Raw genomic sequence first — 25,002 nt, 5'->3', positions numbered from 1 at the left:
GCTCAGGCCAGCGCGAGCGCCTCGACCCGGTCCAGCGCACGCGACGCACCGCCCAGGCGCGTCGCCAGGTGCTGCGCGCGCTTCAGGTGCAGGTGCGCGTCGTGCTCCCAGGTGAAGCCCATGCCGCCATGCACCTGGATGGCCGTGCGGGTGGTCTGCTGCGCGCCTTCGATGGCCGAGAACTCGGCTGCGGCGCACGCGAAGCGCCAGTCGGGCAGGCCGCCGTCGAGCGCGGCAGCGGCGTAGCGCACGGCCAGGCGTGCGTTGTCGACGCCCATCCAGGCGTTGGCGAGCTGGTGCTTGATGGCCTGGTAGCTGCCGATGGCTTTGCCGAACTGCACGCGCTCGCGGGCGTAGGCGCAGGCCAGGTCGAGTGCGGCTTGTGCGGTGCCGACGAGTTCGGCGGCAAGTGCGAGGCGATGGGCGGCGCGCACGCGGGCGCGTGCTTCGGGGGCGATGGGCAGTGTCTCCCATGCGAGTGACGGCGCAGGAGTCGCCGCCGCTTGCCGCAACGTAGGGTCGAGCGCATCGGATGCAACGCCCTCCGGCATCGGCAGCAACGCCACACGCAGCGGCACGGCATCGTCATGCCAGCCCTGCACCACTACGAGGTCCGAAGCCTGCCCCGCGTGATCGATCCATGCATCGCCCTCCGCGACGCAATGGAAGGCGCGGTCGCCCGCCATCGCCGCGCGCACCCCCCCGCGCAACGTATCGGGCGGTGCGTCGCCACACGCCTGCAGCCACAGCGGCAACAGCACGGCGCTGCCGGCCAATGGCAGGTTCAGCAACTGCCGGCCTGCGGCCTCGGCCACGATGCAGGCCTCGCTCATGCCGAGCCCCAGGCCGTCGTGCGCCTCGGGCACCAGCAGCGCCATCCAGCCCATGCCGGCCATGTCGGCCCACAGCGACTGCTGCGTGGCATCGGTCCAGGGCAAGGCGCGCCGTGCGCGCGCGAGCGGGTGGTGGTCGGCGAAGAAGCGGTGGGCCGACGCATGCAGCATCTGCTGCTCGTCGTTCAATGCGAAATCCATGGCGTTCGTGTCGTCGTCTTCAGTCAGTTCTTGGGCAGGCCCAGCATCTGCTCGGCCAGGATGTTGCGCTGCACTTCGGAGGTGCCCGCCAGGATGGTTTCGGCGCGGGTCCACAGGTAGTCGCGCACCCAGGCCGCGGCCTGCGGGTCGGCGCCCGTGGGCTCGGGGCCGGCCAGCGCGCGCTCGCCCAGCACGTCCATCGCCGTGGCGAGCAGCTTCTGGTGCGACTCGCTCCAGTGCAGCTTGGTCGACGAACCTTCGGGCCCCGGCGGCCCGCCGCGCATCGCGTGCGTGAGCGCGCGGTACGACTTGAGCTTGAGCACATGGCTGTCGACCGCCAGCCGCGCGAGGTCGCGCCGCAGGTGCGGGCAGTCGAGCGCGGGGCGTCCGCCCTTCTGCACACTGGCCGCCAGCCGCGTGAGCGCGCCCAGCTCCTGCGTGAAGCGGACCTGGCGCGGAATGAAGTAGGTGCCGCGCTCGAAGCTCGCGGCGGCCATCGCCAGGCGCCAGCCGCCGTTCTCTTCACCCACGAGTGCGTCGAGCGGCACCTTCACGTCGTCGAAGAAGACCTCGTTGAAGTCCGACTCGCCCGTGATCTGGCGGATGGGTTCCACGCGCACGCCGGGGCTCTTCATGTCGACCAGCAGGAAGCTGATGCCCTTGTGGCGCGCGGCCGCGGCGTCGGTGCGCGCGAGCACGAAGCAGTAGTCAGCAATGTGTGCGAACGAGGTCCACACCTTGTGGCCGTTGAGCACGTAGTGGTCGCCGCGCCGCTCGGCGCGCGTGGACAACGCCGCCAGGTCGGAGCCCGCGCCGGGCTCGGAGTAGCCCTGGCACCAGATCTCGCGGTTGCTCAAAATGCCCGGCAGAAAGCGCGCCTTCTGCGCCTCGCTTGCGAAGTGGATCAGCGTGGGCGCCAGGATGCCGTGGCCGATGATGTTCACGCCCAGCGGCGCGCCGATGCGGGCCTGCTCCTCGTGGAAGATCGCCTGCCGCGTGAGCGGCCAGGCCTTGCCGCCGTGGGCCTCAGGCCAGCCCAGGCCCGACCAGCCGGCCTGGCACACGTGGTCTTCCCAGGCGCGGCGCCAGGTCAGCTCGTTGGCGTCGGGCGCGCCCCCGGGCCAGGCCGCGACGAAGCGCGGATAGTGCGTCTCGAACCAGTCGCGCAACGTGAGGCGGAAGGCTTCGTCTTCTGCCGAATAACCCACTTGCATGCTTGTCTGCTTTCTCGTTCTTGCTGATGTACTGCGGATGTCAGTCGGCCTTTGCGCCGGAGTCCTTGATGACCTTGGCCCACTTCACGATGTCCTTGCGCAGGAACGCGGCGAACTCGTCGGGCTTGTTGCCGATGATGTCCAGGCCCAGGCTGCGGAACTTGTCCTTCACCTCGGGTTCCTTGAGCACTTCCTGCAGCTCGTCGTGCAGCTTGTTCACGACCGCTGCGGGCGTCTTGGCCGGTGCGACCACGCCGAGCCACGGCATGGCTTCGTAGCCGGGCAGGCCCGACTCGGCGACGGTGGGCGTGTCGGGCAGCGACTGCGAGCGCTGCGCCGTGGTCACGGCCAAGAGGCGCACCTTGCCGTCCTTGATGAAGGGGCCCGAAGACGCATACGCGTCGAACATCACCTGCAGCTGGCCGCCGATCATGTCGGTGAGCGCGGGCGCGCTGCCCTTGTACGGGATGTGCTGCATCTTTACGCCGGCCACGCTGTTGAAGAGCTCGGCCTCCAGGTGCGTCGACGTGCCCGCGCCCACTGAACCGTAGTTGGCCTTGTTGGGGTTGGCCTTGAGCCAGCTCACGAGCTCGCCCACGTTCCTGGCCGGAATGCTCGGATGCACCACGAGCACGTGCACCACCGAGGCCACCTGCGAGACGGGCGCGAAGTCTTTCACGGGGTCGTAGTTGACCTTGCTGTAGAGGCTGGGCGCAATGCCCAGCGACGAGGCCGCGAGCAGCAGCGTGTGGCCGTCGGGCGCGGCCTTGGCGACGTATTCCGACGCGATCATGGTGCCGGCGCCGGGCTTGTTCTCCACCAGCACGGGCTGGCCCAGGCGCTTGTGCAGCCGTTCGGCGAGCAGGCGCGACATGATGTCGGCCGCGCCGCCCGGCGAGAACGGCACGACGAGCGTGACCGGCTTGGTCGGGTAGGTCTGCGCCACGGCGGTGCTGGCCGCAAAAGCGGCGGCGACCAGGGCCACGCAGGCCAGTGCTTTCTTGAACATGGGATGTCTCCTGTCTCTGTCGATGGTTGTGGTTCTGTCTACGAAGCCAGGACCAGCGCGTCGAGCGCACGCACGCCCTGGCCCTGTTCCTTCACGAGCAGCGGGTTGACTTCGACCTCGTCTGCCTGTTCCTGCAGCGCCAGCACGGCGCGTGAAAAACCGGCGATGGCACGGCATGCGGCCTCGACGTCGCCCAGCGGCCGGCCGCGGTAGCCCGTGAGCAACGGAAAGGCCTTGAGCTCGCCGAGCATGTCGCGCGCCATGGCAGCGTCGACGGGCAGCACGCGGTGGCTCACGTCCTTGTACAGCTCGGTGAGCACGCCGCCCAGGCCCACGGTGAGCGTCATGCCGAACACCGGGTCGCGCGTGGCACCGAGGATGAGTTCGGCCTGCCCCGCTTCCATCTTCTGCAGCAGCGCGCCGTCGATCTGCGCCGTAGGCGCGTAGGCGCGCGCCGAAGCCATCACTTCGTCGAAGGCCTTGCGCACCTCTTGCGCATTGCCCAGCCGCAGGCGCACGCCGCCGGCCTCGGTCTTGTGCGCGATGTCGGCACTGAGCACCTTCAGCACGACCGGAAAGCCCAGCCGCTCGGCCACTGCCGCGGCTTCATCCGCCGTGCGCGCCACGGCCTCGTCGACCGGCTGCACGCCGAACTCGGCGAGGTAGCGCTTGGTGGTGTGTTCGTCGGCACGGCCCGCCAGCGTGGCGCGCGGGGGCGCGGGCTGGCTGCGCACCTGCAGCCACGGGTTGTGCTTGCGCCGCTCCTGCCACAGCAGGAAGGGCGACAACGCCGACACCGCCACGCCGATGTCCTCGAACACCGGCACGCCGCCTGCGCGCAACTGTTCGCGCGTCTTGGCCGCGCCGGTGTCGATGGCGACGATCAGGCGCGAGTGCTTTTCGGCCACGGCGCACAGGTCGTCGGCCATGCGGTCGAGCATGTAGCCCGGCGCGTAGACCACGATGGCGTCGATCGCGTCGGACACCGCCAGCGCTTCCATCGCCGTGTGCACGAAGCCGGGGTCGTTCACCACGTTGCCCGTCACGTCGACCGGGTTGGAGACCATGCCGTAGTCGGGAATGCCGGCGCGCAGCTGGTCTTGCAGCGGCTGCGGCAGCGTCGGCACGTCGAGCCCTTGGCCGATGAACTTGTCGGCCAGGATTGCGCCGAGCGCGCCCGAGATCGTGATGATTGCCACGCGCTTGCCCGCGCTGCGCTGCCGGTAGCCCGCCAGGTGCGCGAGCTGCGCCATCTGCGCGAAGTCGTGGCTCTGGATGATGTTGAGCTGGCGGAACGCCGCCTGATAGATCTGCTGGTCGCCCGCCAGCGCCGAGGTGTGCGAGCGCACGGCCTCGGAGCCCTTCTCGGTCTCGCCGGCCTTGTAGAGGATGAGCAGCTTGTCGCGCCGCACGAACTCGGCCGCGGCCTCCATGAAGCGCGGGCCGTCGCGCAGCTCTTCGATGTAGCCGATGCCCACTTCGGTCGCGTCGTCCTGCGCCAGGTACTCGAGGTACTGCGCGAAGTCCACGCAGGCTTCGTTGCCGGTGTTGATGAAGTGGCTGAAGTCCACGCCCAGCCGCCGCGCAATGGCGTACACCGCGGCGCACACATTGCCGCTTTGCGTGAGCAGGCTCACGCGGCCCGGCCCCTGCTGCATCGGCGCGGTGTTGAACACCGATGCGAAGTTGGTATGGGCCTGCGTGTTGAGGTTGGCAAAGCCCATGGCGTTCGGGCCCGCCACCACCATGTCGGTGGTGGCCACGAAGGCTTCCAGCTCGGCCTGCAATGCAGCACCCGCGTCCCCGGCTTCGGCAAAGCCCGCGGCATACACGATGACGGCACGCACGCCGCGCGCCTGGCAGCGCTTCAGCATCGGTGTGACCTCGGCCGCAGCCAGTGCCAGCACCACCAGGTCAGGTGCGGCGGGCAGCGCTTCGAGGTCGGGCCAGCAGCGCAGGCCGAAGACTTCTTCGTACTTGGGATTGATCGGGTAGATCGCGCCCTGGTAGCCGAATTTCGTGAGGTGCGCGAGCGGCATGCCGCCGATGCGCGCGGCATTGCCGCTGGCGCCGATCACGGCGATGGAGGCCGGGTTCAGCAGGGGTTCGAGGCGGTGCAGGGTCATCTTGATTCAGGCGGAGGCGGGGTTCTTCTGGATGGCCGAAGCCAGGCCGCGGTCGCGGGCCGTGAGAAAGCCCTCGCTCAGGTGCGAGAGCTGGTGCGTGTCGAAGTGCGCGGCCAGCGCGGTGCGCAGGCCCTGCGCGTCGAGCGTGCGGTTGATCGAACGCTTGATCAGGCGCAGCCCGAACGGCGGCGCCTTGGCGATCTGCTGCGCAAGCGCGAGTGCAGCGTCGGCCAGCTCGGCATCGGGCACCACACGGTTCACCATGCCGATCGCTTGCGCCTCCTGCGCCGACAGCTTGCCGCCGGTATAGAGCATTTCCTTGGCCTTGCGCGCGCCCATCACCCACGGGTGGATCAGCACCTCGGTGGCCGCCGCGCCCAGCGTGTGGCCCACGGGGTCGCTGAAGAAGGCCGACTCGCCCGCGACCACCAGGTCGCACATGTTGGCGATCATGAAACCGCCCGCCACGCAGGCGCCCTGCACCTGCGCGATGGTGGGCTTGGGAAAGTCCCAGATGCGCATCGAGTAGTCGAAGTAGCGCAGCTCTTCGTAGGCCCAGCGCTCTTCCACGGTGAAGTTGGCGCGCTCGGCCTGCGCCTGCTTGAGGTCGTGGCCGGCCGAGAAGTGCGCGCCCTTGCCGCCGAGCACCACGGCGTTCACCGTGTCGTCGCGCGCGGCGTCGTCGAAGGCGGCCATGAGCTCGTCCAGCATCTGCTGGCTCTGGGCGTTGCGCTGGGCATCGCGGGCCAGCAGGATGCGGCGCACGGCGCCGTGGTGTTCGATTTCGAGGGTGTCGTACGCCATCGTGTGTCTCCGGGTCTGTGTCTGGTCTGGGTCTTGGGCGAGGGCAGTTTAGACTTCGAAATTCCTGCATCCCAAACACTAATTCCAATTTTTCCCACTATATGGACGAACCCAGAGAGACCGCCGGCGCCCAGAGCCTGCGGCGCGCTTTGCAGCTGCTGCGCCTGCTGGCCGAGCACCACGAGGAAGGCATCAAGCTCACCGAAGTGATCGCCGCCTCGGGGCTGGAGCGCTCCACCGTGCACCGCCTGCTCTCGTGCCTGGCCGAGGAGCAGTTCGCCGAACGCGACCCCGACGGCAAGGCCTACCGCCTGGGCATCGACGCCATGCAACTGGGCTTTGCCTCGATGCGCCGCGTGCCGCTGGTGGACTCGTGCCGCGCCCTCATGCAGAAGCTCGCGCGCATGTCGGGCGACACCGTGTTCCTCGTGATCCGCCAGGGCGATTACTGCGTGTGCCTGCACCGCGAAGAGGGGCACTTTCCGGTGAAGGTGTTCACCACCGACGTCGGCGGGCGCCGCCTGCTGGGCCTGGGCGCGGGCGGGCTGGCGCTGATGGCCGCGCTGTCCGACGCCGAGATCGACCGCATCCTCGAGCGCCACACCACCGAGTACGCGCAGGCCGGCTTCACCCGCGAGCGCATGAAGCAGGCCGTGAAGCGCACGCGCGCGGCGGGCCATGCCGACATCGTGGACACGCTCACCGAAGGCGTGTCGGGCGTGGGGCGCACCTTTGCGGCGTCGGCCACCACGCTGGCGGCAATCAGCTTCGGCGCGATCACGCCGCGGCTGCCGCCGGCGCGCAAGAAGGAGATGGCGCTGTTGTTGAAGGCGCAGTTGCCGCGCAACGAGGCGGCGAAGTAATCAGCGAGAGGCCGCGCGCGGCCTCTTAAAGCTCGTCGTTTTCCTCGTGCCCCAGCTCGATCGCCGCCAGCCGCTTGCGGCCGGCCGAGCCCGCAGCCTCGATCACCATCGTGGCGATCAGGTCGCACACGCCCATCACGGCCGCGTGGTTGTCGAGCAGCCCCGGGCCGCGGCAGTCGCATTGAAGCGACCACGTGGCGCCCGCGAAATCGGGCGAGGCGCGGTCGCTGATGTAGACGATCTTCGCGCCGACGCGCTGCGCGCCTGCGAGCAGCGTGTCGAGCTGGCGCGTCTGGCGGCGCGTGCCGAACACGATCACGCAGTCGCGTTCGCCCAGCCCCGCCAAGTGCTCGGCCAGCGTTTCGCCGGGGCCCGGAATGGCCGTGACGCGCGGCACCACCTGGATGATCTGCCAGCGCAGGTACAGCGCGAACGCGTGGCTGCTGCGCGTGCCGAAGATCAGCACCTGCCCCGCGCCGATGATCGCCTTCACGATCTCGGCCATCTGCTTGTCGCTCAGGCGCTCGAAGGTACTCGCCAGGTTGGCCTGCGACTGCTGGAAGTGCGTGGCCACGAGGTGGCCGCGCTTCGAGGCTTCGGTCGCGTTCTGGAACAGCGGCGAGCCCGTCTGCTTTTCTTCGCGCACCTGGCGCCGGGCTTCCTCGTAGTTCTCGTAGCCGATGCGCCGGATGAAGCGGCTCACCGTAGAGGGCGACACGCCCGCAAGCTCCGCCAGTTCGTTGCCCGCGTAGCTGGCCAGCTCGCCGGGAAATTCCAGGACGAAATCGGCAAGCTGGCGTTCGGTCGCGGACAACTGGTCGAGCTGGCTGCGAACGCGGCGGACGAAGGAATCGGCGGACATGGGCATGCGGGTGGGAGTGGCGCACGATGATGCCATGCACGGCCCGCAGCAGAATGTGCGTCCCGCCCCTTTCCTGGAGATTCCGGCCTTGATCGCAGCATCCCGCACCTTCGTCGCCCTGGCCACCCTGTTCATTGCAGCGCACGCGATGCCGAGCCATGCGGCGGAACCGAGGTGGTTCGTCATGAGCCGCGAATCGGGCTGCGTGCCGCTCGCGGAATTGCGCGAGGTCTTTCCGTCGCTGACGGACCGCTCCACGCCGCGTGAGGTCTTCGAAGCTTTGCGCAGGCAGCACCCGGACTCGCGGTTGATCACGTTCCGCCAGGCGCTCGCCGAAGAGGCACGACAGACGGGCAAGCAACCGTCCCCGGAGTCGGCCATGGCCTATCGCCTGTTCAACGACAGCAACGCCTTCGTGGTCTCGAGCCAGAAAGCCGGCCGCGACACCGTGCTCCTGACCGAAGCGCTGTGCCGGACCGCCGGCATCCTGGAAGGCAAATAGAACAAAGCCGCCCGCGCCACCGCATTCACACGGCAGCGGCGGCAATCTCCAGCTGGGTCAGCCGCCGCGCCATGCGGCCGACAAAGTTCTGCGTGACATGCGGCAGCACGCGCTGCGACGGCACCACGATGCCGACCTGCAACTGGTCGAGCGCAGGCAGCTCGAAGGGCCGCCAGATCAGGTCGCCGCGCTTCAGGTCTTCGATGAAGGCGATCTTCGAGAAGCACGAAATGCCCTTGCCCGCCATGATCAGCCGCTTGAGCATCGGCGTCGAATTGCAGGTGGCAGCCGGCTCCATGTCGTCCCAGAACGCCGCGAACTCGGGCGACAGCCCGGCGCTGATGACCGGGTGCGAACTGGAGCGCAGGAACGGGTAGCGCGCGCACTCCTTCAGCGACACGCTGGCGTGGTTGGCCAGCGGATGGCCCGGCGGCATCACCACGCCGATCGGCAGGTTGGCCAGCGCCACCGCGGCCACGCCACCCGGCAGACGGCTCACGAAGGTCATGCCCACGTCGACCTGCCCCGACATCACCATCTGCGGCACGTCCATCGGCTGCACCGCGGTGATGGTGTACGTGACGGCCGGGAACACCTGCAGAAAATCTTCCACCGCCGAGGGCAGCATCTCTTCGAAGAAGGAGTCCATGGCCGCCACCTTCACGTGACCGGTGCGCTCGCCCTTCAGCGCATCGAGCTCGGTGCGCATCACCTGGTACTGGTGCAGCGTTTCCTGCGCGTGCTTGAGCAGCCGCTCGCCCGCCGCATTGAGCCGCAGGCCGTTGGGCATGCGGTCGAACAGTTCCACGCCCAGCTCGTCTTCGAGCTTGTGGATCTGGCGGTTGACGGCGCTGGCCGCCACGTAGAGCCGCTCCGAGGCCTTGCGCACCGAGCCGCAGCTCGCGACCTCGATGAAGTACTTGAGGATGCTGGCGTGCATCAACCGGCCCTCCCGCGCAACGCGGGCTCAGCCCGGTGCTTGCGGAAACGCGGCAACGGCCGGATGGTCGCAGGCCACGCGCTTCGCGTCGGCGCCGCCGGGCGAGCCGAGCCCGCTGACATTGGCCGCGAAAAATTCGCGGTTGATGGCCGTGAAGTGTTCCATTTCGGGCGGCAGCCGAAGGTCTTCGTAGATGGCCTGGGTGGGACAGGCAGACACGCAAACGCCGCAGTCGATGCATTCATCCGGGTGAATGTACAGAGTGCGCTCGCCTTCGTAGATGCAGTCCACCGGACAGCACTTGACGCAGGCACCGTCCTTGACGTCGATGCAGGCAGCGGTAATGACGTAGGCCATGGCATGAAGGGCCGGGTGCCTAGCGGCCCAGCCACTGCGGCTTGCGTTTCTGCTGGAACGCCAGCACGCCTTCGTTGGCGTCTTCGGACTGCAGCGCCGCGACCAGCGCCGGCAGCCGCATGCGGTGCGCGTCGGCCGGCGCCAGCGTGCCGGTGCGCCGCACCACCTGCTTGATGGCCTTGAGCGACAGCGGCGCGCAGGCCAGCATCTGCTGCACCCAGCGGTGGACGGCGATGTCGAGCTCGGCGCGCGGCACCACCTCGTTGACCAGGCCCATCTCGAGCGCGCGCTGCGCCTTCACGCGCTGGCCGGTGAGCATCATGCCCATGGCCTGGCGGTAGGGAATCTGCCGCTGCAGCAGCAGCATGCCGCCGTCCAGCGGCAGGCGCCCCACCAGCGGTTCGGGCAGGCCGAAGCTGGCTTCTTCGCAGGCCACCACGATGTCGCAGCCCAGCACCATCTCGAAGCCGCCGCCGAGCGCCAGGCCGTTGACGCGCGCGATCACCGGCACGTCCAGCGTCTCGCGCAGCGCGATGCCGCCGAAGCCGCCGGCGCGGGCTGCGGCCCAGTACTCGACGCCTTTCAGGTTCGAGGTGTTCTTCAGGTCGGCACCCGCGCAGAACGAGCGCTCGCCCGCACCGGTGAGCACCACCGCGCGGATGTCGTCGCGCGATTCGATGTCGGTCCAGATGCGCTGCAGCTCGACCTCGGTCGGCAGGTCGACCGCATTGAGCACCTCGGGCCGGTCGATGGTGACCGTGGCGACATGGTCGACGACGTCGTAGAGAACACTCATGCGTCGGCCTCCTCGATCAGCGCGCGCGCTTCCGCCAGCACTTCTTCGGTGTGCTGCCCGAGCCTGGGCGGTTCGCGCCGCAGGCCGGCCTTGGCGCCCGACATCTGGATCGGGCTGGCGATGAATTTGAGCGGACGGCTCGACGACGCATCGCCTTCGAGAATCATCGCGTTGTGCAGCGTCTGCGGATCGACCAGCGCCTCGCGCATGTCGCGCACGGGGGCCGAGAGCAGGTCTTGTTCCTCGAGCTTTGCCAGCCAGTGGTCGCGCGTGTTGCTGGCAAAGCGCTCGCGGAAGATCGCATGCAGCTCGGCCTTGTGGGCGAACTGCGCCGCCATGCCCGAGAAGCGCGCATCGGCCGACAGGTCGTCGATGCCCAGCGCCGTGCAGATGTCGCGCAGCGGGTTGGCCTTGAAGGCGCCCACCAGCACCAGCGGCCCGGTCTGCGTGTCGAACACGCCCGACAGCGGCATCGCGGCCCAGTTCACTTCGGAGTCTTCCATCATGACCATGGCCGCTTCCTGCATCTGCATCGCGAGCATGGAGTTGTAGAGCGACACCGAAATCTTCTGGCCTTCGCCGGTGCGCTCGCGCTGCAGCAGCGCCAGCAGAATGCCTTGCACCATGTGCATGCCGGCGGTGTAGTCGGCCAGCGCAGTCGGGTAGATCGACACCGGCACCGAGGCGTCGGCGCGGCGCGCCATCACGCCGGTGAGTGCCTGCGCCAGCACGTCCTGTCCACCCTTGTGGGCGTAGGGGCCGGTCTCGCCGAAACCGGTGCCCACCGCGTAGATGATGCGCGGGTTCAGGCGCTTGCAGTCTTCGTAGCCCAGCCCCAGCCGCTCCATCACGCCGGCGCGGAAGTTGTTGGTGACCACGTCGGCGCCGGCAATCAGCGCCTTCACCAGCTCCATCTGGTCCGCGTCGCGCAGGTCGATCTCGACGCTGCGCTTGTTGCGGTTCAGGCTGCAGAAGATCGGGTTGTCGTTGCCAGCCACAGGCGCGAAGGTCGAGCGACTCAGGTCGCCCGCGCCCTTGCGCTCGACCTTGATGACGTCTGCCCCATGGTCGGCCAGCATCTGCGTGCAGACCGGGCCCATCATGACCTGCGTGAAGTCGATCACGCGGATGCCGTCGAGCGGCAGTGCGCCGGTGCTCATGCGGCCTCCTTGTTGAACGAACGCGCGATGGCGGGCACGTCGGCGTTCGGTCCCTTCTGGTCGCCGGGGTCGGCGCCCTGCGCGCGCAGCGTTTTCTGCAGCGTGGCCACATCGACATCGCGCACCGACACGCCGGCATTCAGCGCCAGCGCCGCGGCAGTGCCGGTGGCCTCGCCCATCGCCATGCAGGGCGGGATTTCGCGAGAGATCTTCTGCGCGGCCGAGGTGGCCGAGTAGTGGCGGCCGGCCACCAGCAGGTTCTCGACGCTGCGCGGCAGCAGCGTGCGGTACGGGTAGTAGTAGTCGCGGCCGCGCGCCACGCTGTCGTCGAAGCGCGTGCGCTGGGCCACGTCTTCCTTGGTCATCACGTAGGCGCCTTCGAGCAGGCGGGTCTGGCGGATGCCGGTCTGCGGCGCCATGTCGATCAGCGTGCACTTCGAAAAACCAGGCAGCTTGGCGCGCACGAACTCGATCACCTTGTGGATGGTGGCGCGGCCCTGCACTTCGGCGCGCGTGAGGTCGCTGACCTTCAGGCCGTCGAGCCCCGGCATGTGCGGGCAGTTGCACCACACCACGCCGGGCAGCGGCGTCTTGAGCCACCACGCATCCCAGGCACCGCCGAGCATGTGCTTGACCTCGCGGTCCAGCGCTTGCCAGGCCACGGGCTCTTCGCGCTCGAAGCGCTCGGCTTCGTCGGTGTCGACCGCGCCGAGGCGGAACACGGTGGTCACGATGTAGCTGCCGCTGATGTGCGGCGCGCCGGCCGAGGCGGCCACATCGAGGTCGCCGGTGGTGTCGATCACCACCTTGCCCAGGATGGCTTCGCGCCCGCCCTTGGTTTCGCAGACCACGCCCTTGACGTTGCCGTCCTCCACCAGCGTGCGCGAGAACCACGAGTGCAGGCGCAGCTCGATGCCGGCCTGCTGCACCATCTCGAGCGAGGTGCGCTTCCACGCATCGGGATCGAAGGCAGCGGCAAAGCAGATGGGGTGCGGCTTTTCCTTGCTGTGGAAGTCGTAGGTGCCCCAGCGCTTCCAGCGCCGTACCGATTCGGGCAGCGTGCCCCAGTCCTGCTGGCGCGGGTACTCGGCCAGGCCCAGCGCCGACATGCGCTCGATCATTTCCAGGCAGATGCCGCGCACCGAAATTTCCTGCTGGTGACTGTCCCACATGTCGTCGAGCACCAGCACCATGCCGCCCGAGGCCAGGCCGCCCAGGTGGTTGTAGCGCTCCAGCAAGGTCACGCTGGCGCCGTTGCGCGCGGCGGCCAACGCAGCGGCCTGCCCCGCGGGGCCGCCACCGACCACCACCACGTCCGATTCGGCTGCCACGCGCACGTCGTGCGCGGGCTCCTGCATCCAGTCGCCAATACGGCTCATAGAACTCTCCTGTTGATGTGTTGGGATGTGTGTTTGAAATGCGCCCGAGGGATCACGGGGCGGCTTCCGGTTGCCAGCGGATGACCCAGCGCTCGGCCAGCGTCACCAGCAGGAAGAACAGGCCCGAGAGCGTGGCGCTCATGACGATCGCGGCGTAGAGCAGCGGCGAATCGAAGTTGAAGGTGGCCTGCAAAATCATGGCGCCGATGCCCACCGTGGCACCGACCCACTCGCCCACCACCGCACCGATGACGCACATCGACGCCGCGATGCGCAGGGCCGAGAACAGGTAAGGCAATGCATTCAGCAGGCGCAACCGGAAGAAGATCTCGGTCTTGCTGGCCGACAGCACGCGCATCAGCTCCATCGCCTGCGGGTTGACCGACTCCAGCCCGCGCACCATGTTCACCAGCGTCGGAAAGAAGCACACCAGCGCCGCGATGGTGATCTTGGGCTCCATGCCGTTGCCCATGATCAGCACGAGCACCGGCGCCTTGGCGACCAGCGGCACGGCGTTGAACATCAGCACCACCGGAAAGAAGATGTCCTGCAGCGTCTTGTTGTGCACGAAGACCGTTGCGATGGCGATGGCCGCGAGGTTGCCGAGCACGAAGCCACCGGCCGCCTCCATGGCGGTGGGCAGCAGGTTGTCGAGCAGCACGTCGCGCTTGGCGTAGAGCGTCTCCAGCACGGCCCAGGGCGTGGGCGCGATGAAGGGCTTGACGTCGAACACGACGATCACGGCCCACCACAGGAAGACCAGGCCGACGATGCCGAGCGCCGGCAGGATGCGGCGTCGCCACAGGCGGCGCTGGCGCGCGGCGGCCCAGGCGATGTATTCGGGATCGGCCGGTGCGGCAAAGGCGCCGGGCACGGCGGAGTCGAAGGAACGGGTGTTCATGGCATCGGCCTCAGCAGGTTTCGAGCACACGGCGCAGATGGCTCGTGAGGCGAACGAATTCGGGGGTCTCGCGCATTTCGAGCGTGCGGTCGGCCGGCAGCTCGACGGGCACGATCTCGCGCACGCGGCCCGGGTTGGCGGCGAGCATCAGCACGCGCTGGCCCAGAAAGGCGGCCTCGTGGATGCTGTGCGTGACGAACAGAATCGTCACGCCGGTCTCGCGCCACACGCGAAGAATTTCTTCGTTGAGCCGGTCGCGCGTGATCTCGTCGAGCGCGCCGAAGGGCTCGTCCATCAGCAGGATCTTCGGGTCGCTCGCAAGCGCGCGCGCAATCGACACGCGCTGGCGCTGGCCGCCCGACATCTCGTGCGGGAACGCGCCCAGGCGGTCTTTCAGACCCACCAGTTCGAGCAGTTCCTGCGGCGAGCGGCGGCCCTTGCGGCTCGCGCCACCACCGACCTGCAGCGGCAGCTCGACGTTCTGCAATGCCGTGCGCCACGGCAACAACGCCGCATCTTGAAAGACAAAGCCGATGTCGCGGTTCTTGCGTGCGGCCTGCGGCGTGGAAGACAGCACCTCGATGCGGCCGCGGCTGGGCTGCAGCAGGTCGGCCACCACGCGAAGAAAGGTCGACTTGCCGCAACCCGAAGGGCCGAGCAGGGTCAGGAACTCGCCCTGCGCCACGTCGAGGTCGAGGCTTCCGATGGCGGTGACGTCGCGGCGCTCGGTGAAGAAGCGCACGCCGATGTCGCGGCAAGCGATGGCTGGTGCAGAAGCCGGTGGCGCGTTGAGAACGGCGGCCATCGCGTCAGGCCTTCCCTGCACGCGCGGCCGCGGTGGCCTTGAGCGCATCGAGCGAGATCACGTCCTCGACCTTCGGCGTGCGCGCGGTGAACTGGCCCAGCTCCGAATAGGTGGTGATCTGCTCCTGCCACACGGCCGGGTCCATCGCGCCCCAGCCCTGGGTCTGCGCGGCGCCGCCGAAAGAGTAGTCGAGCATCACGTCGACCGCGACGCGCTCGTCTTCGCGCTTGAGGTTGGGGTACTCCTTGACCAGCATGTCCACCGCCTGGTCGCGGTTGGCGCGCACATGCTGCCAGCCCTTGGCGGTGGCGCGCAGGAAGGCCTCGATGATCTTCGGCTGCGTTTCCAGTGTCTTGGTCGATGCGTAGTAAGGCAGCGCATACAGCCGCACGCCGGCGTCCCACAGCGTCATCTCGACACGGTCGGGGCCCAGCACCTTGATGGCGGTGGTGCTCGTGAGCCAGCCCGTGACCACATCGACCTGCCCGGTGAGCAGCGGCGTCATGTCGGCGCCGACGGAGACCACCTTCACGTCCTTCTCGAGGATCTTGTTCTTGGCCAGCAGCGCGCGCAGCAGGATGGCCGCGGTCGACGGAATGCCCACGCGCTTGCCGATGAGGTCGGCCGGCTTGCGCACCGGATTCTTGGCGAGCGAGAAGTAGGTGTACGGGTGCTTTTGCGCGCCGGCCGCGAAGCACTTGATCGGCAAGCCCTGCGACACGGCCAGCATGATCGACGGGCTCGACGACACCTGCCCCACTTCGTAGCGGCCCGACGCGATGATGGCCACGCCGTCGATGTTGGGGCCGCCCGGCTGGATCGCGAAGTCGATGCCTTCCTGCTCGTAGAAGCCCATGCGCTTCGCGACCACTTCGCCGATCTGGTTGACCCCGACGATCCAGCCCAACTGCATGTTGATGCGTGCCTTGCCCTGCGCGAAGGCATCGACCGACAGCAGGCCACCCGCGGAAAGTCCGCCGGCGATGAGGGACGTCTTGAGGAGACTTCGGCGACCGGGGTCCCGGAGATTGGCCATGGCGGATTCCTTTTCTTCGATGCGATGAGGTGGAGTCATTCGGCGTGTGGGCCGACCGGTGGTGCGAGACACCGAGGGCCAGCGAGGCGAATGTAGAAGTGCGGCGTGAGCGCACCAAGCATCGTTTTTCGCAACGGGTGAACTAAAAAATAGGTCTCCTTCGCGCCCCTCCAATGACACGGCCGTGCATCCGATGCGCAGCGCATGCACCCTCTTCGGGAAAACCTTAGGTCCAGGCGCGGCCCGGGCACGGCCCCCACGGGCCTTGGACTAAAGTCTCATGACAGGCCCCACGCGATGCCCTAACTTGCGTGCACCGACTGCCCTGCCCTTCACCTCCCCGCCACTCCGCCCCACCGATGAGCGCCACCCCACCCACGACGCCCGCCGACCCCGTCTTTGCCGCGCGCATGGCCGCCTTGCGACGCAACTTTCCGTTCTCGCTGCTCGGCGTGATGCTCACGGCGGGGCTGGTCGTCGTGGCGCTGTGGGGCGCCGTCGCACACGAGCAGTTGCTCGCCTGGGTCGGCGCCAACACGGCGCTGACGGCGGCGCGTGCCTGGCAGGTGGCGCGCTACCGCTTGGCCGAGCACGATACGGCCGCGCTGCGGCGCTGGCAGCGCGGTGCCATGGTCGGCGCGGTGCTCGGCGGGTTGCTGTGGGGGTTGCCGCTCGCGGGGTGGATGCTGCAGGTCGCTCTGCCGCAGCAGATGTTCATCGTGGTGGCGATGCTCACCATGGGCACGGGCGCGATCTACGCGTACTGCATCGACCTGGGGCTGCTCTACGGTTTCCAGGTGACGTACTTCGCGCCCGCGATCCTCGCGATGGCCACGCTCGACGACGTGCTGCTGCGCGTGATGTCGGCGGCCGGCGTGCTCTACCTGTTCGTCACGCTGGCCTTCGCGCAGCGCATGTACCGCACGCAGGTCGATTCGCTCGAGCTGCGTTTTGAAAACCTCTACCTGCTGCGGCAGCTGCGCCTCGAGAAAGACGCGGCCGAGCGCAGCGACCTGGCCAAGTCGCGCTTCCTCGCCGCCGCCAGCCACGACCTGCGCCAGCCGGTGCATGCGCTGAGCCTGTTCGTGGGCGTGCTGCGCGGGCAGGCGCTGCCGGCAGCGAGCCGGCACCTCGTCGACAGCATCGGCCGCGCCGCCGCTGCGATGGGGCTGCTGTTCGAAGGGCTGCTCAATGTCTCGCGGCTCGATGCGGGCGTGGTGCGCGTGAAGGCGCGGCCGTTTGCGCTGGCCGGCCTGCTCGACCAGATCGTGCTGGAGTTCGCGCCGCAGGCGGCGGGCAAGTCACTGTCGCTGCGCTTGCGCCCAGTCGATGCCGTGGTGCACTCCGACCCCGCACTGCTCGACCGCGTGCTGCGCAACCTGGTGGAGAACGCGATCCGCTACACGGCGCGCGGTGGCGTGCTCATCGGCTGCCGCCGCGCGGGCGCCGACGCGCTGCGCATCGAGGTGTGGGACACCGGCGTCGGCATTCCGCCCACCGAGCAGGAGCAGGTGTTCTGGGAGTTCCACCAGCTCGGCAACCCCGAGCGCGACCGCACCAAGGGGCTGGGCCTGGGCCTGGCCATCGTGCGGCGCACCGCCGCGCTGCTCGGCCATCCGCTGGCGCTGCGCTCGCGCGTGGGCCGGGGCACGGTGTTCGCGGTGACGGTGCCGCTGGCGCGGCAGGCGCTGCCCGCGCCCGAAGCGCCGCCCCCGCCGTTGCCGGCCGACACCGGCCGCCTCGTGCTCGTGGCCGAGGACGACGGAGAAAGCCGCTACGGCCTGCAGCTGCTGCTCGAAAGCTGGGGCCTGCGCGTGATCGCGGCCGAAAGCGGCGATGAGCTGCTGGCGCTCGCCGCACGCCAGGCCGGCAAGCCGGCGCTCATCATCAGCGACTACCGCCTGCGCGCCGGCGAAACCGGCATCGATGTGGTCGACCGCCTGCATGAGGACTACAACGACGACGGCATTCCCGCGCTGATCGTGAGCGGCGACACCGATCCGCGGCGCCTGAGCGACGTGGCGGCGCGCGGCTGGCAGATGCTGCACAAGCCGGTGGACCCGGCGCAGTTGCAGGCGACGGTGTCGCAGTTGATTGCTGGCTGACGTCGGCACCGCGAACTGCGGGCTCGCGCGTCACGCTTGAATTCCGTCGATGGAACAGCGACATTTCCCGCTAAACCCATCGACGCCATTCATATGTCCAACGCCCGGCTGCCCTCTTTCAAGTTCCTCATCGGCTTCGAGGCGGCGGCGCGCCTGGGCAATTACTCGCGCGCGGCGGAAGAGCTGTTCGTCTCGCAGTCCGCCGTGAGCCATCAGATTTCGCAGCTCGAGCAGCAGGTCGGCCAGCCGCTGTTCCGGCGCAAGGGGCGCGGCGTGGAGCTGACGGTGGCGGGCAGCCTGCTGCTGGACAGCGTGGGCAAGTCGCTCGAGCACATCCGCAACGGGCTGGCGCGCATCGAAACCTACATGGACGACCGCCTCGTCACGCTGGTGTGTCCCGCGCCGGTAGCCAGCGGCTGGCTGCAGCCGCGTGTCGATCGGCTGCTGCAGGCGCACCCCGAGCTGTGCCCGATCATCTCGGTCGACGAAAGCGCGCGCTTCATCGACGAGCTCGACGTGGACATCGCGATCACGCGCGAACCGCTGCGGCAAGAGGGCGTGTTCGAGGTGCCGCTGCTCACCGACGAACTCGTGGCCGTCGGCCCGCCCGCACAGAAAGAAGATGCCAACCTCGGCCTGCTGTGCCTCGAAGAAGACCTCACGAGCGACCGCATCGGCCCCTTCATCCGCGCGCATTTCGGCGGCCTGCGCAAGGCCGCGATCTACGACGACCCACGCCTGGTGCTCGACGCAGCGCTGCGCGGCCGGGGCATCGCGCTGGTGTCGCGCCTGCTGGCCGACGACGCCTTGCGCACGGGGCAATTGCGACAGTTGGCGGACAGCCCGAGCCTGCCGCTGGGCACCCTCTGGATCTCGCGCACCGAGGGCCCGTCACGCCTGCCGCTGGTGCGGGAGGTGTTCGACAGCCTGCGGCTGTTTGCGCAGGAAGATGCCAATGGCATGAGCCAGATCGATCAATCTGGTGAAAAGACATCAATTGTGTAGATAGATAGGCGTCGACAGAATCCAAGGCTTCCTAGTAGTAACCCTGATTCGAATGACAACGCGACGCACTCTTCTCGGCCTGAGCGGCCTGGGCCTTTTTGGTGGATTCGTGACCGCTTGTGGCGGCGGCGGTGGTGGCGGCAGTGGCATGCTGCCGCCCTTCCCCGTGCCCATGCCCACCCCTTCGCCGGCTCCCGCCCCGGCCCCGGCGCCCGCGTCCGGCTGGCGCATGCCCGACGAAGGCGACGCCCACCGCGCCGTGTGGATGGCCTTTGCGGCGCGCGAATCCATCTGGACGGCCGAGATGCGCCAGCCGGTGTTTCAGGCGCTAGCGCGCATCGCCAATGCCATCAGCGTCTACGAACCGGTCAAGATGCTGGTGAACCCCGCGGATGTTTCCACGGCCCGCCAACTCTGCGGCTCCAACGTGCACCTGATCGAACACGCCATCGACGACCTCTGGATGCGCGACACGGGCTGCGTCTTCGTGCGCAACGCCCGCGGCGAGCGCGCCGCCGTGAGCTTCAACTTCAACGGCTGGGGCAACCAGCAGACCCATGCACGCGACGCCACGGTGGCGGCGCGCATGGCCGAACTCACGGGCGTGCCGCTGTTGCGCAGCAGCCTGGTGATGGAAGGCGGCGGCATCGAGGTCGATGGGCAAGGCACGGCGATCGTCACGGAGAGTTGCGTGCTCAACACCAACCGCAACCCGGGCGTCAGCAAGGCCGATGCAGAGGTCGAACTCAAGCGCATGCTGGGGCTGGACAAGATCATCTGGCTGCCCGGCATCGCGGGCCGCGACATCACCGACGGCCACACCGACTTCTACGCCCGCTTTCTCAAGCCCGGCGTGGTCGTGGCGGCACTCGACACCGACCCAAATTCGTACGACCACGCCGTGACGCGCCGCCACCTGGAGCTGCTGACCGGCGCCACCGATGCACGCGGCCGCCCCTTGCAGATCGTCACGCTGAAGACGCCGAGCCAGGTGCGCCCCACCTACGCACGCAAGGAGTTCGCAGCCGGCTACGTCAACTTCCTGCTCACCGACAAGGCGGTGTTCCTGCCCGAGTTCGGCGACGCCGTGGCCGACAACGCAGCCCGCGCCGCACTGGCCGCGCACCTGCCCAGCCACCAGTTCGTGCAGCTGGACATCGACGCCATCGCCGCGGGCGGCGGCGGCATCCACTGCACGACGCAACAGGAACCGGCGTGACGCCGCGCCCCTGCCCTTCATTGCGGAGACCGACATGCACCTTCCCTTGACCCGCCGCCGCCTGCTGCACGGCATGGGCCTGGCGCCCCTGGCCTCGTTGGGCCTGGTCGCCACGGCCGCGACACCCGATACCTGGCACATGCCCGACGAAGGCGATGCGCACCGCGCCACCTGGATGTCCTTCGGCCCCAGCGAGCGCGTCTGGGGACGGCGCCTGCTGAAGCCGGCGCGCGAGCACCTGGCGCAGATCGCACGCACCATCGCCGCCTTCGAGCCCGTGCACCTGCTGGTGCGCGAGCAGGAGCACGACCTGGCGGCGCGGCTGTGCGGCAACCGCGTGACGCTCGAGGTGCAGCCGGTCGACGACCTCTGGATGCGCGACACCGGCCCGGTGTTCGTGCGCAACGGCGCGGGCGAGTGGGCCGGCGTCGACTTCAACTTCAACGGCTGGGGCAACAAGCAATCGCATGCGCGCGACGCCGGGGTGGCCGAATACGTGACCGACGCCGCCGAGGTGCAGCGCCTGCGCACGCGGCTCGTGCTCGAAGGCGGCGGCATCGAGGTCGACGGCGCGGGCACAGCCATCATCAACGAGAGCTGCGTGCTCAATGCCAACCGCAACCCCGGCCTGCGCAAGGACGCCTGCGAAGCCGAGCTGAAGCGCCTGCTGGGCCTGCGCAAGATCATCTGGCTGCCCGGCATCGCGGGCCGCGACATCACCGACGGTCACACCGATTTCTATGCGCGCTTTGCCGCGCCGGGCGTGGTGGTCGCGGGCCTGGACGACGACCCCGATTCCTACGACCACGCCGTGACCCGGCGCCACCTGGAGATCCTGCGCCAGGCCACCGATGCGCGCGGGCAGCGCCTGCGCGTGGAAGTGCTGCGCGGCCCGGAGACGGTGCGCAGCACCTTCGAGTCGGACGAGTTCGCGGCGGGCTACATCAACTTCTACGTCTGCAACGGTGCGGTCATTGCGCCGCAGTTCGGCGATGCGCGTGCCGACGGCAACGCCCGCGCGCTGCTGCGCGAGCTGTTCCCGAAGCGGGAGGTGGTGCAGCTCGACATCGACGCCATTGCCGCCGGTGGCGGTGGCATCCACTGCACGACGCAGCAGCAGCCGCGTTGATTGCATTGCGGCGCTAGCTAGCGCGGGCGCCCGAGCATCCCCGCGCGGCGCGCCGCAATCACGGCCTGCGTGCGGCTCGTCACGCCGAGCGCGCCGAAGATCGCCGAGATGTGCGCCTTGATCGTCTTCTCACTGGTGGCCAGGCGCAGCGCAATCTCGGCGTTGCGCAGCCCTTCGCACAAGAGCTGCAGCACCTCGGACTGCCGCCCCGTGAGCGTGCTCAGCGCATCGGTCGGCGTCGACAGCACGGGCAGCATGGCAGCGCCCGCCGGCGAGGCCTGCACCACGTTCTGCTCGCCCGCCATGACGCGGCGCAGCGCGTCCATGAGCTGCTGGCTGTCGGCCGACTTGTGCACGAAGCCCTGCGCGCCGGCGTCGAGCGCGGTGTCGATGTCCTGCGGATCTTCGGAGGCCGACAGCACCAGGATGCGCAGGCCGCTGCGCCGCCGGTGCAGCTCGGCCAGCAGGGCCGCGCCGCCGAGGTCGGGCAGGTAGTAGTCGGTCATCACCGCATCGAGCCGGGGCAAGGTGGCGAGTGCTTCGAGCGCTTCGGCGCCGTTGCGGGCCGTGGCGACGGTCATCGAGGGCTCGGCCTCGCGCAGCGCGAGGAACAGGCCCTCGCGGAACATCGCATGGTCGTCGATCAGCAGGATGGTGGCGGGCATGCACCGATTCTGGCCGCAACCTGCGCCTGGCCCACGGTTTCCCGTGGCCAGCAGGGGAAACCCGCTGGGCCCGACCCCGGGGTCGCTGGCCACAATGCCGGTGCGCGCATCGGCGCTCCGAACATCCAACGACAAGAAGGACCAGATGCCATGGCGGAATTCGACTACGTGATCGTGGGCGGCGGCTCGGGCGGCGCGACGCTGGCCTCGCGCCTGAGCGAAGACCCGTCGGTGACGGTCTGCCTGATCGAGGCCGGCGGCGACGGTCGCGGCATCCTCGTGCGGGCGCCGGCCGCCGTGGTCGCGATGCTGCCAGGCCGCCCGCGCATCAACAACTACGCCTACCAGACCGTGCCGCAGCCCGGCCTGAACGGGCGCCGCGGCTACCAGCCGCGCGGGCGCTGCCTCGGCGGCTCCAGCGCCATCAACGCCATGCTCTACGTGCGCGGCCACCGCGAGGACTACGACGACTGGGCACGTTCAGGCTGCGCCGGCTGGAGCTTCGACGAGGTGCTGCCGCACTTCCTGCGCGCCGAGGGCAACCAGCGCGGTGCGAGCGCGCTGCACGGCGCCGACGGCCCGCTGCAGGTGGCGGAACAGCAAAGCCCGCGCGCCCTCAGCGAGGCCTTCGTGCGCGCGGCCGCCGAGTGCGGCATTCCGCGCAACGACGACTTCAACGGCCCCGAGCAGGAAGGCGCGGGGCTCTACCAGGTCACGCAGTTCCACGGCGGCCCAAAGAACGGCGAGCGCTGCTCGGCCGCCGCGGCCTACCTGCACCCGGTGATGGACCAGCGCCCCAACCTCTCGGTGCTGACCGGCACGCAGGCCCTGCGCGTGGTGCTCGAAGACCGGCGCGCGGTGGGTGTCGAGGTGCGGCGCGGCGGCAATGTCGAGACGATTCGCGCGCGCCGCGAGGTGGCGCTGTGCGGCGGCGCCTTCAACTCGCCGCAGCTGCTGATGCTCTCGGGCATCGGCGACCCCGACGAACTCGCGCGCCACGGCATCGCGGTGCGGCATGCGCTGCGCGGCGTGGGGCAGAACCTGCAGGACCACTGCGACTTCATCGTCGCCTACAAGTCGAAGCAGACCGATATGTTCGGCATCGGACCGGTCGGCGGGCTGCAGCTGCTGAAGGCCATCGGCCAGTGGCGCCGCGACGGCACGGGCCTGGTCGCTACGCCTTTCGCGGAAGGCGGCGCTTTCATCAAGTCATCGCCCGAGCTGCGCCGGCCCGACCTGCAGCTGCACTTCGTGATCGCGATCACCGACGACCACGCACGCAAGCTGCATGCGGGCTTCGGCTTCTCGTGCCACGTGTGCGTGCTGCGCCCCAAGGGGCGGGGCGACGTGCGCCTGACCGACGCCAGCCCCGACTCGGCACCGCGCATCGATCCGCGCTTCCTGGCCGACCCGGAAGACATGGCACTGCTGCTGCAGGGCGTGAAGAAGACGCGCGAGATCATGCGTTCGCCCGCGCTCGAAAAGTACCGCCACCGCGAGGTCTACACCGCCGACGCCCACACCGACGCGCAGCTCGAACAGCACATCCGCGCGCGCGCCGACACCATCTACCACCCGGTGGGCACCTGCAAGATGGGCGTCGATGCGATGGCGGTGGTCGATCCGCAGCTGCGCGTGCACGGCATCGCGGGCCTGCGCGTGGTCGATGCCTCGGTGATGCCGACGCTGATCGGCGGCAACACCAACGCGCCGACGGTCATGATCGCGGAGCGTGCGGCCGGCTGGATGCGCGGGCCTGACGCCTTCGCGGAACCCGCTACGGCTGTGCCGTCGATGAGCCTCGCACCATGAGTTCGCCCGGCAGCAGCAGCTGACGCGGCGCCGCGTCGAGCCCGCGCAGGCGCTCGATGAGGCAGGTGGCGGCGGCACGGCCGATCTCGTCGGTCGGTTGCGCCACGGTGCTCAGGCCCGGCCCGATGAGCGAAGCCCATTCGGGATCGTCGAAGCCCACGAAGCCCAGGTCGGCGCCGAAGCGCCAGTCGAGCCGCGCCATCGCCTGTGCCACGCGCAGCGTGACCACGGCATTGCCCGCGACCACCGCCGCGCGGCGGCCGCGCTTGGCGCGCTGGCGCAGCGCGCGCAAGGCCTCGTCGAGCGCGTCGTTCTCGCCCTCGACCGATTCGAAGACCTCGCCCGCCACGCGCGGCTCGTGCGCCGCCACGCAAGCACCGAAGGCGGCCGTGCGCTCGCGCCGCGAGCTGACGCCCTTCTGCGGCTCGGTGACGTACAGCAACTCGCGGTAGCCGCCCTCGACCAGATGGCCGCAGGTGTCGCGCATCGCGGCGTGGTTGTCGAGCGAGACGAAGTCGGTGTGCATGCCCGTGTGCCGGCGGTCGACCAGCACGGCGGGCTTGCCGTGCAGCGTGACCGCATCGACCACGTTGCTGCCGCGCCCCAGCGTGTTGAGGATGAAGCCGTCGACCTGGTAGCCCGCGAGCGCATTGATGGCCTCGCGCTCACGTTCGCTCTCGTTGCCGAGGTTGAACAGCATCACGAGGTAGCCGGCGTCCTGGCAGGCCTTCTCGGCGCCGCGCAGCACGGCCACGGAGTACGGGTTGGTGATATCGGCCACGATCAGGCCGATGAGCCGCGAGCGGCCATGGCTCAGCGCCTGCGCCATCGGGCTGGGCGAGTACGCCAGCTTGGCGATGGCGGCCTCGACGCGCGTGGCGATGTCGGGGCTCAGCAGGCGCTCGCGGTGGTTCAGGAAGCGCGAGACGGTGGCCTTGGAGACGCCCGCGGCCTCAGCGACGTCGGCGATGGTGGCGCGGCCTGTGGGTTTCATGGTCTGCCCCCGAAAGGCGAGGAACGCGGTGGCCGGCATTGGCTCCCTCTCCCCTCGGGGAGAGGGTTGGGGTGAGGGCCAGCGGCACTGATGCAGGCCGTGCGTGCGCGACGGCCGCGGCCCTCACCCCCGCCCTCTCCCCGAGGGGAGAGGGAGCAAGACAGTCCGGGCCTTCGCGGCCGCTGTGTCTGTATTGCTCCTTCCCCTTCCGGGGGAAGGCTGGGATGGGGGCAGGCAGAGCGCTCGATGGATGCGCCGCTGGCCCCCACCCCGGCCCTCCCCCGG

The 25,002-nt window shown here is 69.1% G+C and carries 23 protein-coding genes; 7 read left to right on the top strand and 16 right to left on the bottom strand.

From position 1 onward, the window contains the following. Window positions 1-2: 2 nt before the first annotated feature. From CY658_RS22825 to CY658_RS22805, 5 genes are read right to left on the bottom strand one after another with little or no spacing between them, the layout of a single operon-like run. Window positions 3-1,034 (bottom strand): acyl-CoA dehydrogenase family protein, encoded by a 1,032-nt coding sequence (locus CY658_RS22825; protein WP_101492343.1) that lies wholly within the window; start codon window positions 1,032-1,034, stop codon window positions 3-5. A 23-nt stretch (window positions 1,035-1,057) separates the two neighbouring features. Continuing rightward, complete coding sequence (locus CY658_RS22820) at window positions 1,058-2,248, bottom strand: acyl-CoA dehydrogenase family protein (RefSeq protein WP_101492342.1); 1,191 nt, start codon at window positions 2,246-2,248, stop codon at window positions 1,058-1,060. Window positions 2,249-2,288: 40 nt separating this feature from the next. Further along, complete coding sequence (locus CY658_RS22815) at window positions 2,289-3,257, bottom strand: tripartite tricarboxylate transporter substrate binding protein (protein WP_101492341.1); 969 nt, start codon at window positions 3,255-3,257, stop codon at window positions 2,289-2,291. A gap of 38 nt (window positions 3,258-3,295) precedes the next feature. Next, the gene (locus tag CY658_RS22810) at window positions 3,296-5,383 is read right to left on the bottom strand and encodes an acetate--CoA ligase family protein (protein WP_101492340.1); all 2,088 of its coding nucleotides are present in this window, start codon (window positions 5,381-5,383) and stop codon (window positions 3,296-3,298) included. Window positions 5,384-5,389: 6 nt separating this feature from the next. Beyond that, complete coding sequence (locus tag CY658_RS22805; protein ID WP_062480497.1) at window positions 5,390-6,187, bottom strand: enoyl-CoA hydratase; 798 nt, start codon at window positions 6,185-6,187, stop codon at window positions 5,390-5,392. Between the two features lie 101 nt (window positions 6,188-6,288). Between CY658_RS22805 and CY658_RS22800 the strand changes: the two genes are divergently transcribed. Then, a complete protein-coding gene (locus CY658_RS22800; protein ID WP_101492339.1) occupies window positions 6,289-7,050 on the top strand; it encodes an IclR family transcriptional regulator in 762 nt (253 codons plus the stop codon). Window positions 7,051-7,075: 25 nt separating this feature from the next. Here CY658_RS22800 and CY658_RS22795 read toward each other — a convergent pair whose 3' ends face one another. Further along, window positions 7,076-7,918 (bottom strand): MurR/RpiR family transcriptional regulator, encoded by an 843-nt coding sequence (locus CY658_RS22795; RefSeq protein ID WP_180839021.1) that lies wholly within the window; start codon window positions 7,916-7,918, stop codon window positions 7,076-7,078. On the opposite strand from CY658_RS22795, the gene CY658_RS22790 reads away from it, so the two are divergent. Continuing rightward, window positions 7,911-8,414, top strand: a complete 504-nt coding sequence (locus CY658_RS22790; protein ID WP_101492338.1) for a hypothetical protein — start codon at window positions 7,911-7,913, stop codon at window positions 8,412-8,414. The two genes, CY658_RS22795 and CY658_RS22790, sit on opposite strands and share 8 nt — an antisense overlap. A 25-nt stretch (window positions 8,415-8,439) precedes the next feature. Here CY658_RS22790 and CY658_RS22785 read toward each other — a convergent pair whose 3' ends face one another. From CY658_RS22785 to CY658_RS22750, 8 genes are read right to left on the bottom strand one after another with little or no spacing between them, the layout of a single operon-like run. Beyond that, window positions 8,440-9,354 carry a LysR family transcriptional regulator gene (locus tag CY658_RS22785; protein ID WP_101492417.1) on the bottom strand — a complete coding sequence of 305 codons (915 nt, stop codon included), beginning with the start codon at window positions 9,352-9,354 and terminating at the stop codon, window positions 8,440-8,442. A 27-nt stretch (window positions 9,355-9,381) separates the two neighbouring features. After that, complete coding sequence (gene fdxA / locus CY658_RS22780) at window positions 9,382-9,711, bottom strand: ferredoxin (protein ID WP_101492337.1); 330 nt, start codon at window positions 9,709-9,711, stop codon at window positions 9,382-9,384. Between the two features lie 19 nt (window positions 9,712-9,730). Beyond that, on the bottom strand, window positions 9,731-10,507 hold the full coding sequence (locus tag CY658_RS22775) for an enoyl-CoA hydratase-related protein (protein WP_101492336.1): 777 nt from the start codon (window positions 10,505-10,507) through the stop codon (window positions 9,731-9,733). Next, a complete protein-coding gene (locus CY658_RS22770) occupies window positions 10,504-11,667 on the bottom strand; it encodes a CaiB/BaiF CoA transferase family protein (RefSeq protein WP_101492335.1) in 1,164 nt (387 codons plus the stop codon). The genes CY658_RS22775 and CY658_RS22770 overlap by 4 nt, the downstream gene beginning before the upstream one ends. Further along, complete coding sequence (locus tag CY658_RS22765; protein WP_101492334.1) at window positions 11,664-13,046, bottom strand: FAD-dependent oxidoreductase; 1,383 nt, start codon at window positions 13,044-13,046, stop codon at window positions 11,664-11,666. Before CY658_RS22765 ends, CY658_RS22770 begins: the two co-directional genes overlap by 4 nt. A 52-nt stretch (window positions 13,047-13,098) precedes the next feature. Next, a complete protein-coding gene (locus tag CY658_RS22760) occupies window positions 13,099-13,947 on the bottom strand; it encodes an ABC transporter permease (protein ID WP_101492333.1) in 849 nt (282 codons plus the stop codon). Window positions 13,948-13,957: 10 nt separating this feature from the next. Further along, a complete protein-coding gene (locus CY658_RS22755) occupies window positions 13,958-14,752 on the bottom strand; it encodes an ABC transporter ATP-binding protein (protein ID WP_101492332.1) in 795 nt (264 codons plus the stop codon). Between the two features lie 4 nt (window positions 14,753-14,756). Continuing rightward, a complete protein-coding gene (locus CY658_RS22750; protein ID WP_101492331.1) occupies window positions 14,757-15,788 on the bottom strand; it encodes an ABC transporter substrate-binding protein in 1,032 nt (343 codons plus the stop codon). 359 nt (window positions 15,789-16,147) lie between these two features. Between CY658_RS22750 and CY658_RS22745 the strand changes: the two genes are divergently transcribed. From CY658_RS22745 to CY658_RS22730, 4 genes are all read left to right on the top strand, one after another. After that, window positions 16,148-17,893 carry an ATP-binding response regulator gene (locus CY658_RS22745; RefSeq protein WP_101492330.1) on the top strand — a complete coding sequence of 582 codons (1,746 nt, stop codon included), beginning with the start codon at window positions 16,148-16,150 and terminating at the stop codon, window positions 17,891-17,893. Window positions 17,894-17,986: 93 nt separating this feature from the next. Continuing rightward, a complete protein-coding gene (locus CY658_RS22740; RefSeq protein WP_101492329.1) occupies window positions 17,987-18,898 on the top strand; it encodes a LysR family transcriptional regulator in 912 nt (303 codons plus the stop codon). 172 nt (window positions 18,899-19,070) lie between these two features. Beyond that, entirely contained in the window at window positions 19,071-20,117 is a 1,047-nt protein-coding gene (locus CY658_RS22735) for an agmatine deiminase family protein (RefSeq protein ID WP_257884964.1), read from the top strand. A 34-nt stretch (window positions 20,118-20,151) separates the two neighbouring features. Then, window positions 20,152-21,246: an agmatine deiminase family protein gene (locus CY658_RS22730; RefSeq protein WP_101492327.1), complete on the top strand. Its 1,095-nt coding sequence runs from the start codon at window positions 20,152-20,154 to the stop codon at window positions 21,244-21,246. 17 nt (window positions 21,247-21,263) lie between these two features. On the opposite strand, the gene CY658_RS22725 is transcribed toward CY658_RS22730, so the two are convergent. Further along, a complete protein-coding gene (locus tag CY658_RS22725; protein WP_101492326.1) occupies window positions 21,264-21,911 on the bottom strand; it encodes a response regulator transcription factor in 648 nt (215 codons plus the stop codon). Window positions 21,912-22,061: 150 nt separating this feature from the next. Between CY658_RS22725 and CY658_RS22720 the strand changes: the two genes are divergently transcribed. Next, entirely contained in the window at window positions 22,062-23,723 is a 1,662-nt protein-coding gene (locus tag CY658_RS22720) for a GMC family oxidoreductase (protein ID WP_101492325.1), read from the top strand. Here the strand turns inward: CY658_RS22720 and CY658_RS22715 are convergent. Continuing rightward, window positions 23,689-24,717 (bottom strand): LacI family DNA-binding transcriptional regulator, encoded by a 1,029-nt coding sequence (locus tag CY658_RS22715; RefSeq protein WP_101492416.1) that lies wholly within the window; start codon window positions 24,715-24,717, stop codon window positions 23,689-23,691. The two genes, CY658_RS22720 and CY658_RS22715, sit on opposite strands and share 35 nt — an antisense overlap. Between the last annotated feature and the right edge of the window lie 285 nt (window positions 24,718-25,002).

Source organism: Variovorax sp. RO1 (assembly GCF_002849325.1).
GTDB lineage: Bacteria > Pseudomonadota > Gammaproteobacteria > Burkholderiales > Burkholderiaceae_C > Variovorax.
The sequence above is the reverse complement of the archived record's forward strand: the minus strand, read 5'-3'. Positions and strand labels throughout refer to the sequence as shown.

Coding starts and splice junctions, on each gene's coding strand:
- CY658_RS22755 (WP_101492332.1), bottom strand. CDS start 14,752: ATGGCCGCCGTTCTCAACGCGCCACCGGCTTCTGCACCAGCCATCGCT.
- CY658_RS22745 (WP_101492330.1), top strand. CDS start 16,148: ATGAGCGCCACCCCACCCACGACGCCCGCCGACCCCGTCTTTGCCGCG.
- CY658_RS22790 (WP_101492338.1), top strand. CDS start 7,911: ATGGGCATGCGGGTGGGAGTGGCGCACGATGATGCCATGCACGGCCCG.
- CY658_RS22805 (WP_062480497.1), bottom strand. CDS start 6,187: ATGGCGTACGACACCCTCGAAATCGAACACCACGGCGCCGTGCGCCGC.
- CY658_RS22725 (WP_101492326.1), bottom strand. CDS start 21,911: ATGCCCGCCACCATCCTGCTGATCGACGACCATGCGATGTTCCGCGAG.
- CY658_RS22765 (WP_101492334.1), bottom strand. CDS start 13,046: ATGAGCCGTATTGGCGACTGGATGCAGGAGCCCGCGCACGACGTGCGC.
- CY658_RS22820 (WP_101492342.1), bottom strand. CDS start 2,248: ATGCAAGTGGGTTATTCGGCAGAAGACGAAGCCTTCCGCCTCACGTTG.
- CY658_RS22740 (WP_101492329.1), top strand. CDS start 17,987: ATGTCCAACGCCCGGCTGCCCTCTTTCAAGTTCCTCATCGGCTTCGAG.
- fdxA (WP_101492337.1), bottom strand. CDS start 9,711: ATGGCCTACGTCATTACCGCTGCCTGCATCGACGTCAAGGACGGTGCC.
- CY658_RS22825 (WP_101492343.1), bottom strand. CDS start 1,034: ATGGATTTCGCATTGAACGACGAGCAGCAGATGCTGCATGCGTCGGCC.
- CY658_RS22795 (WP_180839021.1), bottom strand. CDS start 7,918: ATGCCCATGTCCGCCGATTCCTTCGTCCGCCGCGTTCGCAGCCAGCTC.
- CY658_RS22715 (WP_101492416.1), bottom strand. CDS start 24,717: ATGAAACCCACAGGCCGCGCCACCATCGCCGACGTCGCTGAGGCCGCG.
- CY658_RS22815 (WP_101492341.1), bottom strand. CDS start 3,257: ATGTTCAAGAAAGCACTGGCCTGCGTGGCCCTGGTCGCCGCCGCTTTT.
- CY658_RS22750 (WP_101492331.1), bottom strand. CDS start 15,788: ATGGCCAATCTCCGGGACCCCGGTCGCCGAAGTCTCCTCAAGACGTCC.
- CY658_RS22760 (WP_101492333.1), bottom strand. CDS start 13,947: ATGAACACCCGTTCCTTCGACTCCGCCGTGCCCGGCGCCTTTGCCGCA.
- CY658_RS22785 (WP_101492417.1), bottom strand. CDS start 9,354: ATGCACGCCAGCATCCTCAAGTACTTCATCGAGGTCGCGAGCTGCGGC.
- CY658_RS22735 (WP_257884964.1), top strand. CDS start 19,071: ATGCCCACCCCTTCGCCGGCTCCCGCCCCGGCCCCGGCGCCCGCGTCC.
- CY658_RS22800 (WP_101492339.1), top strand. CDS start 6,289: ATGGACGAACCCAGAGAGACCGCCGGCGCCCAGAGCCTGCGGCGCGCT.
- CY658_RS22775 (WP_101492336.1), bottom strand. CDS start 10,507: ATGAGTGTTCTCTACGACGTCGTCGACCATGTCGCCACGGTCACCATC.
- CY658_RS22730 (WP_101492327.1), top strand. CDS start 20,152: ATGCACCTTCCCTTGACCCGCCGCCGCCTGCTGCACGGCATGGGCCTG.
- CY658_RS22770 (WP_101492335.1), bottom strand. CDS start 11,667: ATGAGCACCGGCGCACTGCCGCTCGACGGCATCCGCGTGATCGACTTC.
- CY658_RS22810 (WP_101492340.1), bottom strand. CDS start 5,383: ATGACCCTGCACCGCCTCGAACCCCTGCTGAACCCGGCCTCCATCGCC.
- CY658_RS22720 (WP_101492325.1), top strand. CDS start 22,062: ATGGCGGAATTCGACTACGTGATCGTGGGCGGCGGCTCGGGCGGCGCG.